Source organism: Prochlorococcus sp. MIT 1306 (assembly GCF_047304515.1).
Taxonomy (GTDB): domain Bacteria; phylum Cyanobacteriota; class Cyanobacteriia; order PCC-6307; family Cyanobiaceae; genus Prochlorococcus; species Prochlorococcus marinus_D.
This window is the reverse complement of record NZ_CP138959.1, coordinates 505,423-521,675: the sequence shown is the minus strand read 5'-3', so window position 1 is coordinate 521,675 and position 16,253 is coordinate 505,423. Positions and strand designations below refer to the sequence as shown.

At 53.3% G+C, this 16,253-nt stretch carries 21 protein-coding genes; 11 read left to right on the top strand and 10 right to left on the bottom strand.

The genetic code is table 11. From position 1 onward, the window contains the following. Positions 1 to 92 precede the first annotated feature (92 nt). Complete coding sequence (locus tag SIB74_RS02740; RefSeq protein WP_011825519.1) at positions 93 to 671, top strand: hypothetical protein; 579 nt, start codon at positions 93 to 95, stop codon at positions 669 to 671. 6 nt (positions 672 to 677) lie between these two features. On the opposite strand, the gene SIB74_RS02735 is transcribed toward SIB74_RS02740, so the two are convergent. After that, a complete protein-coding gene (locus tag SIB74_RS02735) occupies positions 678 to 854 on the bottom strand; it encodes a hypothetical protein (protein ID WP_197463296.1) in 177 nt (58 codons plus the stop codon). A 124-nt stretch (positions 855 to 978) separates the two neighbouring features. Between SIB74_RS02735 and SIB74_RS02730 the strand changes: the two genes are divergently transcribed. Next, entirely contained in the window at positions 979 to 2,400 is a 1,422-nt protein-coding gene (locus SIB74_RS02730; RefSeq protein WP_369818039.1) for a DEAD/DEAH box helicase, read from the top strand. A gap of 94 nt (positions 2,401 to 2,494) precedes the next feature. Beyond that, positions 2,495 to 2,743, top strand: a complete 249-nt coding sequence (locus tag SIB74_RS02725) for a hypothetical protein (RefSeq protein ID WP_063396385.1) — start codon at positions 2,495 to 2,497, stop codon at positions 2,741 to 2,743. 348 nt (positions 2,744 to 3,091) lie between these two features. Here SIB74_RS02725 and infA read toward each other — a convergent pair whose 3' ends face one another. Beyond that, positions 3,092 to 3,361, bottom strand: a complete 270-nt coding sequence (gene infA, locus SIB74_RS02720) for a translation initiation factor IF-1 (protein WP_006041809.1) — start codon at positions 3,359 to 3,361, stop codon at positions 3,092 to 3,094. 268 nt (positions 3,362 to 3,629) lie between these two features. On the opposite strand from infA, the gene SIB74_RS02715 reads away from it, so the two are divergent. After that, the gene (locus tag SIB74_RS02715; RefSeq protein ID WP_011825514.1) at positions 3,630 to 4,241 is read left to right on the top strand and encodes a pseudouridine synthase; all 612 of its coding nucleotides are present in this window, start codon (positions 3,630 to 3,632) and stop codon (positions 4,239 to 4,241) included. Here SIB74_RS02715 and SIB74_RS02710 read toward each other — a convergent pair. From SIB74_RS02710 to SIB74_RS02690, 5 genes are all read right to left on the bottom strand, one after another. After that, a complete protein-coding gene (locus SIB74_RS02710; protein ID WP_063396106.1) occupies positions 4,210 to 5,013 on the bottom strand; it encodes a methyltransferase domain-containing protein in 804 nt (267 codons plus the stop codon). The two genes, SIB74_RS02715 and SIB74_RS02710, sit on opposite strands and share 32 nt — an antisense overlap. Positions 5,014 to 5,095: 82 nt before the next feature. Then, positions 5,096 to 5,311, bottom strand: a complete 216-nt coding sequence (locus SIB74_RS02705; protein ID WP_011130542.1) for a hypothetical protein — start codon at positions 5,309 to 5,311, stop codon at positions 5,096 to 5,098. 75 nt (positions 5,312 to 5,386) lie between these two features. After that, a complete protein-coding gene (locus tag SIB74_RS02700; protein WP_063396107.1) occupies positions 5,387 to 6,349 on the bottom strand; it encodes an NmrA family NAD(P)-binding protein in 963 nt (320 codons plus the stop codon). Between the two features lie 55 nt (positions 6,350 to 6,404). Beyond that, positions 6,405 to 6,503, bottom strand: a complete 99-nt coding sequence (petM, locus tag SIB74_RS02695) for a cytochrome b6-f complex subunit PetM (RefSeq protein WP_011130544.1) — start codon at positions 6,501 to 6,503, stop codon at positions 6,405 to 6,407. 28 nt (positions 6,504 to 6,531) lie between these two features. Further along, a complete protein-coding gene (locus SIB74_RS02690; protein ID WP_063396108.1) occupies positions 6,532 to 7,806 on the bottom strand; it encodes a N2,N2-dimethylguanosine tRNA methyltransferase in 1,275 nt (424 codons plus the stop codon). On the opposite strand from SIB74_RS02690, the gene SIB74_RS02685 reads away from it, so the two are divergent. Next, positions 7,720 to 8,727 (top strand): alpha/beta fold hydrolase, encoded by a 1,008-nt coding sequence (locus SIB74_RS02685; protein ID WP_082818502.1) that lies wholly within the window; start codon positions 7,720 to 7,722, stop codon positions 8,725 to 8,727. The genes SIB74_RS02690 and SIB74_RS02685 overlap by 87 nt on opposite strands. Next, positions 8,724 to 9,254, top strand: a complete 531-nt coding sequence (ilvN, locus tag SIB74_RS02680; RefSeq protein WP_011130547.1) for an acetolactate synthase small subunit — start codon at positions 8,724 to 8,726, stop codon at positions 9,252 to 9,254. Before SIB74_RS02685 ends, ilvN begins: the two co-directional genes overlap by 4 nt. A 25-nt stretch (positions 9,255 to 9,279) precedes the next feature. Here ilvN and SIB74_RS02675 read toward each other — a convergent pair whose 3' ends face one another. Then, positions 9,280 to 9,984, bottom strand: a complete 705-nt coding sequence (locus tag SIB74_RS02675) for a peptidylprolyl isomerase (protein ID WP_082818488.1) — start codon at positions 9,982 to 9,984, stop codon at positions 9,280 to 9,282. Between the two features lie 3 nt (positions 9,985 to 9,987). Next, the gene (locus SIB74_RS02670) at positions 9,988 to 10,563 is read right to left on the bottom strand and encodes a photosystem I assembly protein Ycf4 (protein ID WP_011825507.1); all 576 of its coding nucleotides are present in this window, start codon (positions 10,561 to 10,563) and stop codon (positions 9,988 to 9,990) included. 190 nt (positions 10,564 to 10,753) lie between these two features. Here SIB74_RS02670 and psbD point away from each other — a divergent pair, with 190 nt between their 5' ends. Together psbD and psbC are read left to right on the top strand one after the other, a co-directional pair. Beyond that, positions 10,754 to 11,809, top strand: coding sequence for a photosystem II D2 protein (photosystem q(a) protein) (gene psbD, locus SIB74_RS02665; RefSeq protein ID WP_041374731.1), 1,056 nt, complete (start codon positions 10,754 to 10,756; stop codon positions 11,807 to 11,809). Continuing rightward, positions 11,793 to 13,187 (top strand): photosystem II reaction center protein CP43, encoded by a 1,395-nt coding sequence (gene psbC, locus SIB74_RS02660; protein WP_063396110.1) that lies wholly within the window; start codon positions 11,793 to 11,795, stop codon positions 13,185 to 13,187. The genes psbD and psbC overlap by 17 nt, the downstream gene beginning before the upstream one ends. A gap of 233 nt (positions 13,188 to 13,420) precedes the next feature. Here the strand turns inward: psbC and SIB74_RS02655 are convergent, their stop codons facing one another. Then, positions 13,421 to 13,981: a nucleoside triphosphate pyrophosphatase gene (locus SIB74_RS02655; protein ID WP_063396111.1), complete on the bottom strand. Its 561-nt coding sequence runs from the start codon at positions 13,979 to 13,981 to the stop codon at positions 13,421 to 13,423. A 62-nt stretch (positions 13,982 to 14,043) separates the two neighbouring features. Here SIB74_RS02655 and SIB74_RS02650 point away from each other — a divergent pair, with 62 nt between their 5' ends. The 3 genes from SIB74_RS02650 to SIB74_RS02640 are packed head-to-tail and all read left to right on the top strand — an operon-like array spanning position 14,044 to position 16,189. Next, entirely contained in the window at positions 14,044 to 14,430 is a 387-nt protein-coding gene (locus tag SIB74_RS02650) for an Npun_F0494 family protein (RefSeq protein ID WP_413681769.1), read from the top strand. Then, on the top strand, positions 14,427 to 15,947 hold the full coding sequence (locus tag SIB74_RS02645) for a cobyric acid synthase (protein ID WP_413681768.1): 1,521 nt from the start codon (positions 14,427 to 14,429) through the stop codon (positions 15,945 to 15,947). The genes SIB74_RS02650 and SIB74_RS02645 overlap by 4 nt, the downstream gene beginning before the upstream one ends. Then, positions 15,944 to 16,189, top strand: a complete 246-nt coding sequence (locus SIB74_RS02640) for a 2Fe-2S iron-sulfur cluster binding domain-containing protein (protein WP_063396112.1) — start codon at positions 15,944 to 15,946, stop codon at positions 16,187 to 16,189. The genes SIB74_RS02645 and SIB74_RS02640 overlap by 4 nt, the downstream gene beginning before the upstream one ends. Positions 16,190 to 16,253 lie beyond the last annotated feature (64 nt).

Genomic DNA, 16,253 nt, shown 5'->3' with positions numbered 1-16,253 from the left:
GGTCGACCTCCCGGCACCGGGAGCTTTCCTGAAGAAAAGAGTTTTTCAGCTGGCTTTATAGCTAAGAAGGATTGTTAACTCCAACTCCCTCCATGGGCCTAACTGCAATCGAATGTCCGGATGGTGTTTGCCATAGCCATCACGGAGGCCATGCTGTGGAGCGCTCCACAATGCAGAACAACCTCCAGGGACACGGGAGAGAATGGTGTGAACGTCTGGCAGAACGGATCTACGAGATTTCGGTGGATACCTTCTCCCAGACAGTGATGCCTAGCCTCCATTCCGCAGGATGGCAGCGACGCCATTTGGATTGGGAATTCAAGCTCGACAAACAGGAGTCAGAGCCTGACAAAGCTTTGGTAGACGGCATTATCAACGCCACCGAGAGTTTCCTACGCAGCAGTGAAGTCCACCGACTGTTTATTCAAGAACTGGTTCAGGGAACCTTTGCTGAAGCCGGTTCAGACACCCTGAGGGCATCAGCGGTTCAAAAGCTGATCGAAAACGAATTGCTAACGATGCTCAAGGAGCAAAAGGAGCAATTGCTCGATCGCTTAGCTAGTCAACTCATGGATGAGGCTCAGGGCAACTTCGAGATCGCACACACTGCTGCAAGCGAAGGCCTCAATGAGGTTGAGCACCTACTCGTGAACCACACCGAAGCGCTCTGAACTCAGTCAGATAATTGGTAACAACTCCTGCTCCATCGCCAAGGCCTGAAGCTTCAGGCCTTGGCGATGGAGCCAGCGTGCTCTTAGGATCAGCGGATCAATGTCACATTCATTGAGCCAGCACTGCTCCAAGCTGCGGCGTTGCTGAAAAATAAACTGTGATGAATGGCGGCGTTTGGCCATGGTGCCAGGGGGCCGAAAACCCCAGAAGCTCTTGGCTGGAAGCTAAAGATGCCAGCAGCGAAAGAAATGGTTAGAAAGACCTATCTTCTCGTGCAATGCCATCTCCAAGCCTTCCTTTGAACTGCTGGGAGAGTCCTGCCAGCCCAAAATCCGACCCCGCATTTGGCAGCAACAGCTGATTCAGCTGCTGCGTCGCAGACTGTCTCCACAGGCAATCCAAGGGCGAGATGTGCTTGTGCATGCTGGCCCAGGTGCAGGTAAAACCCTCGGCGCCCTCCTCAGCTTCGAGGCCATGCAAAGAGGGGGAGGCTTAACGCGATTCATAGTTTTTTGCCACCGCAACTCGATCCTCAATCAATGGCACCAAGCATCTAAACAACTAGGACTCAACTTGCAGGACTGGGAAGCCTGCCCAGAACAACCCGAGATCCTCAAACAAGCCGACGGCTGGGCAGTGACCTATCAAGGTGCCGGTCTTCAGTTAGAGACCCTGATAGCAGAACTAAAAGACTGGGCCGGTGACGGCTTACTCGCTATTGCCGATGAAGCCCACCACCTCGGGATGAATCCAGATGAACCTCAAGGCCCAGCCTGGGGACGCACCTTTCTTGCTCTCACTGGCAGCAGCAAAATACGGCTTGGTCTGACTGGCACGCCCTTCCGCGCCGACAATCTGGCCTTCTGTGCAGCCCGACGGGTGCGCGTGGAAGCCGAGGGAGCTCTGGTGGAGCAGATCAGCCCAGATCTCTGCGTGGAACCTAATGAGCTGATTCATGCTGGAGATGTGCGCCCCCTCGAATTCCGCTTCCAGGACGGCTGGGTGGAACACAGCCGTCCTGGACAGCCCGATCGAGATGTCTCCCCCCTCTCTGCTGAAGTGCGTGAAAGCTGGCGAGCACGCAATCTGCGAAGGGCTATTCGGATCTCAGACTCAAGCAGCATTGCCTTGCAACTGTTACTACGGGCACGACGTCAACTTGAGAAGGTACGTCGCCACCATCACGATGCCGCAGGCCTTGTGATCGCTAGAGATATCGAACACGCTGGTGGCATCGCCCAGCTCCTGCAAGAAGAAGGCGATCGTGTCGAGCTGGTGCATTCCCAAGACCGTGATGCCAGTGCTCGCCTGGCAGCCTTCCAAACAAGCAAAGCCGACTGGTTAGTAAGCATCGACATGTGTGCCGAGGGATTCGATGCCCCAAGACTTCGCGTGGTTGCTTATCTCACAACGGTGGTAACGCGCAGCCGATTCATACAGGGAATCACTCGCGCTGTAAGGATCTCCACAGCAAGAGCATCGTTAGAGCCGGTACCTCGTCACCCTTCCTATGTCTTTGCACCTGCAGATCCCTTACTGATGGGCCATGCCCGAAGCTGGTCGAAGACAGAGCCATATCTCATCAGAGACAGCGAAGCGAAAGCAGAGGAAAACACAACGATGGTTCACTGGCGAGGCCCAAGCCTGCCACTCGAAGCAGTCAACGATGGAGCAGGTGCTGTCATCCGACTACGCACACCAAATCTGCCCAGTTTTTTGCAGCGTTGACGACAACTTTTGCGAAAGAAAAATGCGACGTTCTATAAAATCAAACCAAATACAGACCACTTACATGCAATTCTCTGGCCAATGGGGACCAATCATGAACACAGCTATTCGACGACGTATAAGCGTTTCAACGTGTTGGGCATCCGCCAGAATCGCTTTACTAGACAGCAAAGAGAGCTACGAAGACAGTTACGCCATCACCCAAGAATTCCGCGAGTGGATCACATGTCCAGGTGGACATCACGAACTACTTGAGGCCTCAGCTCTTGTGGTGCCGAACCTTCCCAGCAAAAGCCGTTCCTACGACAAAACAAGCGACGCAGACGAGGCCCTAGAGATCTAGGCAAATTTAGCCAGGGATTTCTGCTGACTTGAAATATTTTACACGCAGAAGTCAAGCCGTCAGAGAACCAATAAAAGCCTCAACTCACGAGAGTAAAATTATGAACTCTCAGAGATTATTACCGGGATTGTTCTCACCAATAATATCATTATCTAGGCTATTTAATTGAGCAAGGCAACAACCAATTCTTTAGAACAAAATTGGAATCAAGCAGTAAAGATTTTTCTACCAGCAAGAAACAGTTTGTATCATTATCAAATGAAAGTTGAATTGGCAAAGCCTAACAAAGCAGCAGTGTCAATCCTTATCAAGGATTCCAGTCCAGCCCATCTATTCTTATGAAGCTGATTAACGTCGTCGTGGGCCACCAGGGCGATTTCCACCTGGACGCCCCCCTGGGGCTCCAGCATTTCGCTCTCGATAAGTGATTCTGCCTCGAGTGAGGTCATAGGGACTGATCTCCACCAGCACCTTGTCACCAGCGAGCAATTTGATGCGGAACTTGGTGAGCTTGCCGGCGGCACGACATAAACACTGATGACCGGCGGGCTGCTCAAGGGTGACCAGATAGAACCCGTTACCTTGTTCCTTCTCAATCACACCCGAGGTTTCGATCATGCGGTTGTGCCGTGGCTCATTGGTTAAATCGGAGTTTAGGTTGCAGCCCCCTGCAAACACGGCAGAGTCAAACAGTCTCTAGGGCCGATTGTCATTTCGCCACGCTCCATGATGGTCCACCGTTAAGACTCAGGCTTAAAGGATGACTCATCTCTATTGAAGCAATCAAGCGCTGACGATCCCTACAACGATCTATCTATGCTGACACTGCTCGCGTCTACTGACTGATCAGCTGACCACCCAAGCAAACGACTTCACGACCCTTCTGTTGAACAAGCCCTACGGCGTCCTAAGCCAGTTCACCCCAGAACCAGGCAGCCAGTGGAGGTGCTTAGCAGACTTGATCCCCATACCCAGGGTGTATGCGGCAGGCCGCCTAGATGCTGACAGTGAAGGCCTATTGGTTCTCACTGCCCATGGGCGCCTGCAGCATCGACTCACCAATCCCCATTTGAGCCACTGGCGGGTTTATTGGGTGCAAGTAGAAGGTTCTCCTAGTGAAAGTCAACTACAAAAACTTGCCTCAGGAGTGATCATTCAGGGAAAGAGAACCCGTCCTGCCCTAGTGAGCTGGCTGAAGGGAAAAGCTGCTCCGATCGTGAGAGAGCGTGACCCACCCATCCGTGTGCGGCAAAGCATCCCCACTAGCTGGCTTGAATTGAAGTTAAAAGAAGGGAGAAACAGACAGGTTCGACGGATGACAGCAGCAGTGGGGCTGCCAACCCTTCGCTTGATCCGTCATCGCATCGAGCTTATGGATGGTGAGCCACCCCTCAGCATTGAAGGGCTGGATCCTGGCCAATGGAGGCAGGTCTCATCAAGAGAGACCAACCTCCTGCTGTCCCTCCTCAATCGTCCGGCAGCTGACCCACAAGCGTGACGGCGCGAAATTCAATGTCTTCAACCACCTGCCAGGGTTGATCAGAACGATCGGCATAGCTCACCTTCTCAAAGCCCAAAGCACGAAAATCCTCTAGGAAGGCCTCTTCCTGCCAGGCACCACTAATACAGCCACTCCAAAGTTCCGGATCCTGCTGAAGAGCAAGGGGTACTGGCTTATCACAGACGATATCGCTAACAGCAAGCCGTCCACCTGGCCGCAAAACCCTGCGAATGTTGGCCAGCAGATTCTGACGATCTGCAGGATTCACCAAATTGAGCACACAGTTGCTCAACACCACATCAATCGACCGATCGGCAATTAGCGGAGCTCCATCAACCTGAGGGGCTTCAAGCGCTTCGATAGCGCCCTCCACAAAGCGCACATTGGCAAAGCCAATCCGCTCCGCCACAACTGGTGCGGCCTGACGAGCCAGGTTGAGCATCTCAACATTGCGATCCACCCCAATCACGGCACCCGCCGAACCGATCAGCTGGGCACAAATGAAGGCGTTTTTGCCACTGCCACTGCCAAGATCAAGCACAGTGTCACCAGGCTTAACCCAGCGAGTTGGGTCACCGCAGCCGTAATCGCGCTCCACAACATCACGAGGGATGGCCTGCAGCAGGCTGAGATCGAAAGCCACCGGGGTACACAAACAAGCTTCCTGGGCATGCGCTGCAGCTCCATAGCGCTCCTCTACAGCCTGCGTCTGATCCAACGCATCAGCTCCAGGGTCTGAAGCAGAGGGACTACAGCAGCTACTGCTCATGAAAAAAGCCCTTCAAGAAAGACCAATGCATTGTGGTCGGAAGGGAAAGAATCGGTGGCTAAGCCTGCATGACCCAATGGCATCAGCCCAAGGCCTCCAGCAGCTCATTCACTGTCTGCAACTGGCCGTAGTAGTAATTGGCCCTAGCCCGGCGCTCAGCATCCTCGAGGCCGTCAAAGGCATCGAATCCAAGGTTGCGCCAAAGCTCATGCCCACAAGCCCGATCGAGCTCCTGAATAGCCTCACAAGACAAATTGTCTAGTCGGCGCTGCAGGTTTTTGACTTGAACAACAGACATGCCAGCAGGAGCAAAAACAGACATGCAAATAGTACAAATAAACCATCCTCGCGCCAGTGTTAGATAGAAAATTCCTTAAAAAGGCAGCTTTCTCCTGCTTTCCTCGTCGAGATCTGCCTCCATCTCACGCAAACGCTTGAGGATCGTGTCGTAGTACTCGGAGATATAACTCTCAAGAGGGGTGGTTTCCGACGGATCCAAGCCAAAGCAGGAATAGGTGTCATCCATCGGTGCATCCAAAGCAATTCCCCCTCCAGTGACCTCTGCAAAAGCAAGTCTTTCAGCCATATTCACTGACTGTTCAAAGAATGAGACCACTCTCTGGCTCACTCCGATCAGAAAAGGTGACACACGAATCACCTTGGCTGTTTTACTGCTGGACTTTTCGCAAAATTTGACAATTTCTTCGGAGGTCCAAGCCTTCGGACCCACGACAGGAAAGCTGCGACGGATCGTTTCAGGACGCTCCAAAGCAGCCACAGCAAAACGTGCGACGTCTTGGGTATTCATGTATGCAACTGCTGTAGGCGTTTCACTCACCCAAACCGTCTGGTTTTCAAGAACGGGTATGGCGATTTGACCAATCAACCCCTGCATAAAGGCCACACCCTGCAAAATCGTGTAATCGAATGACGAATCTGCCAACAACCTCTCGGTGCAGAATTTGATGTCCATCAGTGGCACGTTGAGATGCTTCTCAGCTGCCAACAAAGAAAGAAAGACATAGCGCTTCACACCGGCTTTCTCACAAGCCCTCAGCAGATTGAGCTTTCCGTCCCAATCGGTTGTGTAGACACTCGCAGAATCATCGGGACGGCTCGTGGCCGCATCAATGACCGCATCGACGCCATCAAGAGCGTAATCAATAGTCCCCGGATCAAGCAGATTGCCGCAGGTGAGTTCGCAACCCCACTCCTGCAGGAAAGCCCCTTTACGAGGTTTACGGACCATGCAGCGGACCTGATGGCCAGCATCAATGGCACGGCGGGCTATCTGCCGCCCAAGGGTGCCAGTTCCACCAACCACCAGAACCTGCATAGGGCCCATCAATACAAGCAAGGAGCCTATATCGAGCGACTCCAGTCTGCGAACTTCAGTCCCCCTGAAGCTTCAACAAGAGAGCACCACCTGCAAGACCAACTGGGATCAACACCCAGAAGACGGCAGCAATCCCGAAAATCTCCGAAGCCATGAATGGGCATGTGAATCACGCACACCATTTAACGCCCTTCCTGACACATCTCGTGGCAAATCCGCAAAAGCTCGGTCACTGTCGCATCGGTTCGTAGTTGTCCTGCCATAACGGCACTGCAGCAAGCCTCATAGCCAGCAGAACGCAGAGCCTTGACCAATGCCAAAACTGACGGCGGGCCAGACAAAGCCAGACGCTTGGCCAGTTCAGCTGTGGGCCAGCAATAGACCGGCAAGCCGATGTCAGACTGCAAGCGATGCAACAGCCGAAGTGTGGCGGATGCGATCGGAACGATCGACTGTTCTGCTAACACCAACAAATCGGCCAACACATCTGGCGACTGAAGGGGGCCCAGCCAAAGGGGACCGCTCACCGCCCAGCGGCCACCTCCTTGAGAACACATACACCCTGACCATCCCTGTAGGGAGAGCAGTGGTTGAGCAAGCTGAGCACCACAAGCCTCACAGCGAGCTAAAAGCCCAAGCTGGCTCTCCTCACCGGCAGCAAGTCGACGCTTGATCCTTACCGCAACACGAAAAGTACGACCTTCACTAAAGCTAACCAGGGGCTCCAAACCACGCCCTAGCAGCCAGGCATGTCGTGCAAGAACCCCAAGCTGCAGCCTCAAAGCGATCTCCCAGCTGGCTGGATGCACCCGAGCCGCAGCAGCCAAACTGCGAATTGCCCCTGGCCGGTCATGGCCTGTGGGAGAGCGACCATCACTGCTTGCAAGCAGCAACAGCCCCTCAGAAGCGAGAACCTGCAACACAGGTTGCAGAAACGCATTCGGACAACCAAAACAATCGAGATCAATCAGATCAAAACGACACTGATCGAGGTAGGCACGGCTGAGGAGGACCTCAGCGGGCTGATGAAAAAGCTTTAGCGAGATTTGCTCTTGGCGCAGAGGGGCCAGATTCCTCTCCAAAAGAGAAGCGCGCTCAAGATCGGCATCATTCACCCACAGCTCTGGCAGCTGCTCTACTCCTGACGCCAACAATGAGGGTTTAACAGCCTCCAACCCCCAGCGCAAAGCACGAATACCGCAACCAGCCATAAGGTCCAACCAGTGCAAAGCAGGCGAAAACTTCTCTCTCCTCTGCTGCTGAAAAGCAGCCAATAAAACCGAAAGATCACGGGAAGGACGAGACTCTGGGCGGAAGAAACCACCTCCTGGCTCCAAAACGACTGAGCCTTCGCGATAGTGGGTAGTGGGTTGGTTCAAGCCGCTTTGTTTGCAACTGACTTCCAGACTGCCGAGCGGGCCATTCAAGAGACAGGTGCTGACTGGGGCGAATCCCATGATTGGTATTGGCAAGGCCTACGTTGTCACTGGCGTGTACTGGGAGCAGAGGACGCACGTCCACTCGTGCTCATCCACGGATTCGGTGCCAGCAGCGCTCATTGGCGACACAATGCGGCACCCCTAAAAGCGGCAGGATTCCGCATCTACAGCCTTGATCTGATCGGTTTTGGAGCTTCAGCCCAGCCAGGACTGAAACAATTTCGACGCCTCGACAATCGACTATGGGGAAAACAATTAGCAGCCTTTCTTGAGCAGATTGTCCAGGCCAGCCCCTCTCAACAAGCAGTACTAATAGGCAATTCTCTAGGAGCACTAACGGCTCTCACCACTGCCGCATTCCGCCCAGACCTTGTTGGAGCTGTGGTAGCCGCTCCATTACCGGATCCTGCATTGGTTGAACCATTGAGCTTCCGCCCCACCCGCTGGTGGCGCCGGTTGAAGCACAAGTTGATCGCAATCATCTTCCGCCTCTTGCCTCTGGAACTGATTGTTCCTCTCATCGCACGAACGCCACTCCTTAAAGCAGCTCTTCAGATGGGCTACCACCACTCCATCCAGTTAGACCATGAGCTACTACACCTGATCGCCCAACCTGCAAGGCGACCCTCGGCAGCTCGCGCCCTAAGAGCGATGTGCGTTGGCATGACACTGCGGCCAGTTGGCTGCACAGCTCCTCGCTTACTAAAACGCCTGGCTAGCAGGCCCGATCGCCCCCCCATACTGCTTCTCTGGGGACGAGAGGACCGTTTTGTGCCATTAAAAATTGGCCATCTACTGCAACATCAATACCCATGGATCACTCTTTCAGTGCTTGATGAAACTGGCCATTGCCCCCATGACGAATCCACTCAGGCTTTTGATAAAGCCGTGTTCAGCTGGCTGAACCTTAATTTAGGGAATGATCAACAACGGGCATGAAGCACACCCTTTCAGTGCTAGTCGAAGACGAATCCGGAGCTCTAAGCCGGATCGCAGGACTTTTTGCACGCCGTGGTTTCAACATCGACAGCCTTGCGGTGGGTCCAGCCGAAACGCCTGGACAATCTCGACTCACGATGGTTGTAGAGGGAGACGATCATGCCCTCCAACAGATGAGCAAACAGCTCGACAAACTCGTCAACGTCCTGCAGGTGCTTGATCTAACCAGGCAACCGGCAGTCGAACGAGAACTCATGCTGCTCAAAGTTTCCGCACCCGCTCACCAGCGCAGCTCCATTTTCGATCTCGTTCAGGTCTTCCGAGCGAAAGTGGTTGATGTGGCCGATGGCGCGCTTACCCTTGAGGTGGTGGGTGACCCAGGCAAGCTGGTGGCGCTCGAAAGCTTGCTAACCCCTTACGGGATCATCGAAATCGCCCGTACCGGCAAGGTCGCTCTGGTAAGGGCCTCAGGGGTAAACACCGAACTCTTAAAGGTCTCTCCCAGCGGCAGCCGAATACCGGCCTAAGTGATTGGCAATGCATTAAGGGTTTTTATTTCGCCATTAGCAGGCTGGCCTTAAAAATACGATCACCCTGCTGAATCGCATCCACCACCTCCAACCCCTTGATCACCCTGCCGAAAACGGCATAACGGCCATCAAGTTCGGGCAAAGGGCGCAAAGCAATGTAAAACTGAGCACTGGCTGAATCCGGCGCCGGAGAACGAGCCATAGCCAGAGCCCCTTTCTTATGAGTCAATTGCAATTGCAGCAACTCTCTGGGGTTGGTGATCAACTTTCCATAGCGAGGCTGGTCATCTGTTTTCAACTTCACTTCAAAGGGAATGAAGCGGGCCTGAGCACTGGCGGGATCGATGAAACTACCCTTCCCGTAATTGGTCTTGAGCGTCTTAGGGTCCTTTGAAGCAGGATCACCACCCTGAACAACAAAGGAAACGGGCTCTTTCACGACCCGATGAAAAACGGTGCCGTTATAGACACCACGTTTAACAAGATCGACAAAATTACCTGCGGTAACAGGAGCAGCATCACCATCCACCTCAAGGATGATTGCGCCTCGATTCGTACTCATCTGCACATTTGCCTTGCCCTGCAAGCAGGGGCTACTCAGCGAGGAACAAACCGCCTTGATCGATTCCGTAGTGGACTTGCTGCAGCCAACCAATAAGGGCATACAAAGCAGAAATCCCCAGATGTCTTGACGCCGAATCAAACGCGCAAGGGATGAGAGCCGCACAATTCAGAGCCCTTCAAGATTCACGTCAAGAAAACGCGCTAGCTCAGCACCATCCTGTTCTAACTGTGCGAGGGGGAGAGGCTGACCGACGCGGGTAAGAGTGATGTCTCGCCGACCTTGAACCCGCAAGGACAAGCGGCGAAGGGGATTGAAACCATCACGTACCTCAACCTTGACGGCTTTGACATCCTTGAGGGGGAACTCCGCGCTGATCAGCTTGAAATATCCGCGACGGCAAATTTTCACCATCCCGGAAGCCTTGTCAAAGTTGTTGCTACCTGCACCCAAATTGATGTTGATCATCGCCCAGAGGTAACTCGCAAGCAGCAAACCAGCTATGCCATACAGACCCATCACCAAGCCCTGAGGCACGAATAGGAGAGACGAAGGACTGCCGATGGGAAGAAGATCTCGCCCCAAATAACTAGACAGACAGGTCAGTGTGAAGCCAAGGCCGCCGATTGTGACGATGACGGCCAAGAGCTGATTGGAGAGACGTCGAAAACCGAGAACCGATTGCTCAAGCCGCTCTAGAGAAGCATCTCCGGCCTTAGGGGTTTCCTGGAGATCAGCTGACATGACTACCCAATATGAATCTCCATTCTGGACTGCGACAGCCCACAACGGGCAGATTTGAAGCAAGCCAAAGGAGCAACACCACTACAAGGGGTTTCAGCTCAAGGCAACTCGCTCCCAAAGACCCCTTGGGGATTGTTAAAGTCTTTGGGTATCCCACAGCTTGCGGCAGAACCGCACCGTTTTTTTTCCCATGACGATCGCTGTAGGACGCGCGCCTCAGCGGGGATGGTTTGACGTCCTCGATGATTGGCTCAAGCGCGACCGCTTCGTTTTTGTTGGCTGGTCTGGCCTCCTCTTGTTCCCTACGGCCTATTTGGCCCTAGGAGGCTGGTTTACCGGCACCACCTTCGTTACCTCCTGGTACACCCACGGCATTGCAAGTTCCTATCTGGAAGGCTGCAATTTCCTTAGCGCCGCTGTAAGCACCCCCGCAGATGCGATGGGTCATAGCTTGCTGCTGCTATGGGGCCCTGAAGCTCAGGGTGATTTCGTGCGCTGGTGTCAGCTCGGTGGCCTCTGGACCTTCGTAGCCCTTCACGGCTCCTTCGCTCTGATCGGCTTCATGCTGAGACAGTTCGAGATTGCCCGTTTGGTTGGCATACGCCCCTACAACGCACTTGCCTTCTCAGGCCCAGTGGTTGTCTTTCTGGCGTGTTTCCTCATTTACCCCCTAGGACAACACAGCTGGTTCTTTGCTCCCTCGTTTGGGGTAGCAGCAATCTTCCGCTTCATTCTCTTCTTGCAGGGCTTCCATAACTGGACTCTGAATCCCTTCCACATGATGGGAGTAGCAGGAATCCTCGGTGGAGCCTTGCTTTGTGGCATCCATGGCGCAACGGTGCAGAACACCTTGTTCGAGGATGGCGCTATGTCAAACACCTTTAAAGGGTTTGATCCCACCCAGGAAGAAGAGACCTATTCGATGGTCACCGCCAACCGCTTCTGGAGCCAGATCTTCGGAATCGCCTTCTCCAACAAGCGCTGGCTGCACTTCTTCATGCTGTTCGTGCCTGTCATGGGCATGTGGACGCCTTCGGTTGGCATCGTTGGCTTAGCAGTCAACCTGCGTGCCTACGACTTCGTGTCGCAGGAAGTACGCGCCGCTGAAGACCCCGAATTCGAGACCTTCTACACCAAGAACGTTCTTCTTAACGAAGGTATCCGAGCCTGGATGTCCGTTGCGGACCAACCTCACGAAAACTTTGTATTCCCTGAAGAGGTAATGCCACGTGGAAACGCCCTTTAAATCTTCCATACTGCAGAATGCCGGGGGATACAGCCTTGAATCCACCGGTTACGCATGGTGGGCAGGTAATGCCCGGTTCATCAACCTTTCTGGACGCCTACTTGGCGCCCACGTTGCCCATGCAGGTCTGATGACTTTCTGGGCAGGAGCCATGCTCCTGTTCGAAGTCAGTCACTTCACCTTCGACAAGCCAATTTTCGAGCAAGGCCTGATCTTGATGCCACATGTGGCAGCGCTTGGTTATGGCGTTGGTACAGGTGGCGAAATCGTAGACATCTACCCGTTCTTCCATTGCGGGGTGATGCACTTAATCATCTCTGCTGTGTTCGGCTTGGGTGGGGTCTATCACTCCTTGGCCGGCCCTGAAAAACTTCAGGATTACAGCTCTCCATTTTTCAGGCTTGATTGGAAAGACAAAAATCAGATGACCAACATTCTTGGTTACAACCTGATTTTTCTAGGCTGGGGAGCTCTTGCTCTGATCCTCAAGGCCTGCTTCTTTGGCGGCATCTATGACACCTGGGCTCCAGGTGGTGGCGACGTGAGATTAATCACCAGCCCCACACTTGATCCAGGCGTGATCTTTGGATACGTGTTCAGTTCTCCCTGGGGAGGTACCGGTTGGATCACTGGTGTCAACTCAATGGAAGACCTCATTGGCGGCCACATTTACGTTGCTGCTCTTCTATTCGTTGGCGGCCATTTCCACATTGCTACCAAGCCATGGGGATGGGTTCGTAGAGCCTTCATCTGGAACGGAGAGGCCTACCTCAGCTACGCCCTTGCTGGCCTGAGCTGTTGTGGTTTCATTGCCACAGCCTACATATGGTTCAACGTCACAGCCTATCCATCAGAGTTCTACGGTCCATCGAACGCCGAAGCCTCTCAAGCCCAGAGCTTCACCTTCCTCGTTCGTGACCAACGCCTTGGAGCAAATATTGGTACTGCCATGGGGCCAACAGGCCTTGGTAAGTACCTGATGCGTTCTCCTACTGGTGAAATCATCTTTGGTGGAGAAACGATGCGCTTCTGGGACTTCCGTGGTCCTTGGTTAGAACCACTGCGTGGACCTAACGGCCTGAGCCTTGACAAGCTTCAGAACGATGTTCAGCCATGGCAAGTTCGCCGTGCTGCTGAATACATGACACACGCCCCCAACGCCTCCATCAATTCAGTAGGTGGCATCATCACCGAGCCCAACTCGGTTAACTTCGTGAACCTTCGCCAGTGGTTAGCTGGTCATGCGTTCTTCCTAGCTTGGTTCACCATCGTGGGGCACTGGTTCCACGCTGGTCGCGCCAGGGCTGTTGCAGCAGGGTTTGAAAAAGGCATCGATCGTAAGACCGAACCAGCCTTGTCAATGCCTGATCTGGACTGATTCTCAACATCAAGCATCGATCTTGTTAATCGGGAAAACCTTCAACCCTCGCCATTGCGGCGAGGGTTTTTTTTCATGAAGCCAAAGCACATCAAAAAAAACAGCGCAACAATCACATGCTCAATAGAGCCTAAAGAGAAACAACTTGCCTCAAAAAACCACAGCAATGATCAACCTTGACAATGGAAAAATCAACGCCAAGCTTTCAATAACTCACTATCAGTTAATCCAACTTATTCATTCATAACTAGCAACCAGCGCCGCAACAGGGGCAAACTCAAGCCAATCACATTGCTAAAACAACCCTCAAGGCGCTCCACCATCAAGCCACCTTGACCCTCAAGAGCAAAGCCACCCGCGCATAACAATGGTTCACCAGTAGCCACATAAGCCTCGATCTCAGAATCACTCAAGGCAGCAAACAGCACACGTGTCGTTACTGTTTCGCTTAGGCGCTCACCATTAACACTGAGCAAACAGTGACCGGTATGCAAAAGCCCCCATGCCCCAGCCATTCGCTGCCAACGGCTAGTGGCTTCCACCGCCGTGGCTGGCTTGCCAAACACTGTGCCATCAAACTCCAACACTGAATCGCAGCCAAGCACCGGCGAAGCAGCCTCAATTTGTTGATGCACCACCCCAGCCTTCGCCTCCGCTAAATGCTTGACAAGCCGCACTGGATCAAGATGGTGGATAGTCTCTTCATCAACCCCACTCACCATCACTTGATGGGGAATCGAGGCCTGTTGAAGCAGTCGACGGCGGGCTGGAGAAGCCGAGGCAAGCATCAACACAATTACAGCAGCGAGAACAAGTTCTTAGGCTGCCATTAATGGTCGACCTTGCCTCCGTTGCCATGACAAGCGAGATGGAATTGCTTGACATGCGCAGCAAAAAACGTGCTGCTCAAGCCATGCGGTGTCTACGGTTTGACACCAGGTTTTATACCGATGCCCAAACAACAGGGCTCAATGCTGAGAGCGTTTGGCAGCAAGCCCGGCAATACTGCTTGCCTGGATGCAGCTGGTTTCAGCGAGCTGATGCTGTTGAAGCCGATTTTCGCTGGTTGATTACCGTTGGCGTATTGCGCCGTGAAGTCGATGGGCAGGGGTTGACAGCGAAAATCCGTCTCACCCCCTTGGGCCGCCAGCTACTTGAACAGTCACCAGGGTTACCAACACAACGAGCTGGGATTTTCGAACGACTGCAACACAATCTGCGTCGACTTTGGCCCAGACAATGAGCACCGATGGGATGTCGACCCCCCTGATGGTGTTAGGCACATCCAGTGGAGCTGGTAAATCATTAATGTCGGCCGCTCTCTGCAGGCTGCTGCTTCGGCGAGGCGAAACTCCCATACCCTTCAAAGGGCAAAACATGAGCAACAACGCCTGGGTTGACGAGAGCGGCGGAGAGATGGCCTATTCACAAGCCCTGCAAGCTTGGGCGGCAGGACTCGAGCCCCAATGCGCCATGAACCCTGTGCTGCTCAAACCCCAGGGAGACAGCACCAGTGAAGTCATCCATCTGGGTCAAAGCGTTGGCACGGCGCGTGCCGAGACCTACTACGAGCAATGGTTCCGTCCTGGATGGAGCGTCATCCGTGAGGCGCTAAAAGACCTTCAGTGCTCTTACACCCATGGTCGGCTTGTCTTGGAAGGTGCAGGCAGCCCAGTGGAAGTCAACCTGCAACGGCGAGACCTCACCAACCTGCGATTGGCTCAGTTCCTCCGAGCCCGCTGTTTGCTCGTTGCCGATATCGAACGCGGTGGTGTTTTTGCCCAGATCATGGGAACCCTGTCTTTACTGAAGCCGGTAGAAAAGCAATTGATACGCGGGCTACTCATCAATCGTTTCCGTGGCCGACGCGAACTTTTTAATGAAGGGCGCGATTGGCTAGAAGCCGAAACCGGAATTCCCGTCATCGGTGTAATGCCATGGCTGGAAGAGCTCTTCCCGCCCGAAGACTCCCTTGATCTACTGGAGAGAAGAGGCAAAAAAAATGATGCCGAGATCGAAATCGCTGTCTTGAAATTGCCATCCCTCAGTAATTTTTCCGATCTCGATCCATTAGAAGCAGAACCCACAGTTCAGCTGCGATGGGTGGAACCCGGCACATTCCTCGGGACACCAGATGCTGTCATCATTCCCGGCAGCAAGCAGACACTGCGCGATCTAAATTCGCTAAACCGCAGTGGTTTAGGGCGTCAGTTGCAAACCTACGCCCAAAGCGGTGGGCATGTGTTTGGCATCTGTGGCGGCATGCAAATGCTTGGGCGAACTCTGGCAGATCCACTAGGTCTGGAAGGCGTCACAACAACAGACCCATCAAGCAGCATGGCAGGACTCAATCTGCTGCCTCTAGATACCGTTTTCAAACGCAGTAAGGCTCTAAAACAATGCCAAAGGATCACCCAGTGGCCAGACAATGCCAAGGTGAAGGGGTTTGAATTACACCATGGCAATAGCCAACTCATTCAAGGGAGCCATGAGTCTGTCCTACCTATGGCTGACGATCCCTCAATGGGTTGGGTCAGTAAAAATGAGAGCTACGGTCAAGTCGCGGGAACTTACCTGCACGGGATTTTCGAAAATGGTCGCTGGCGAAGACTGTGGCTCAATCTGATACGGAAGCAAAAGGGCTTAGCAGACTTGCCGACCGATATATCCAACCATGAGCAACAAAGAGAACAACTACTCAATCGTCTCGCCGATGTTTTCGAAGAACATGTCAACATCAACCCACTGCTGGGAACATGACGATCTCTAAGATTGAGATTCAATGGCCCAATGGCACAAGCTCCCTTACAGAGCCAGGGCTTGATTGGCTCCAGGTTGCTCGAGACGCAGGGATCATCATTCCCACAGGTTGCTTACAAGGAAGCTGTGGTGCTTGTGAGATTGAAGTGAATGGAGAAGTGGTGCGAGCCTGCATCGCCATCGTTCCCAGACCGAAGTCATGCCAACTCAAGGTGGAGTTCGCCGATGATCCTTTCTGGTGATCTATCGCAGAGCCATCAATCCTTTTTAAATAACATTTGCCTTACAGCTTTTGCAGTAACCAAC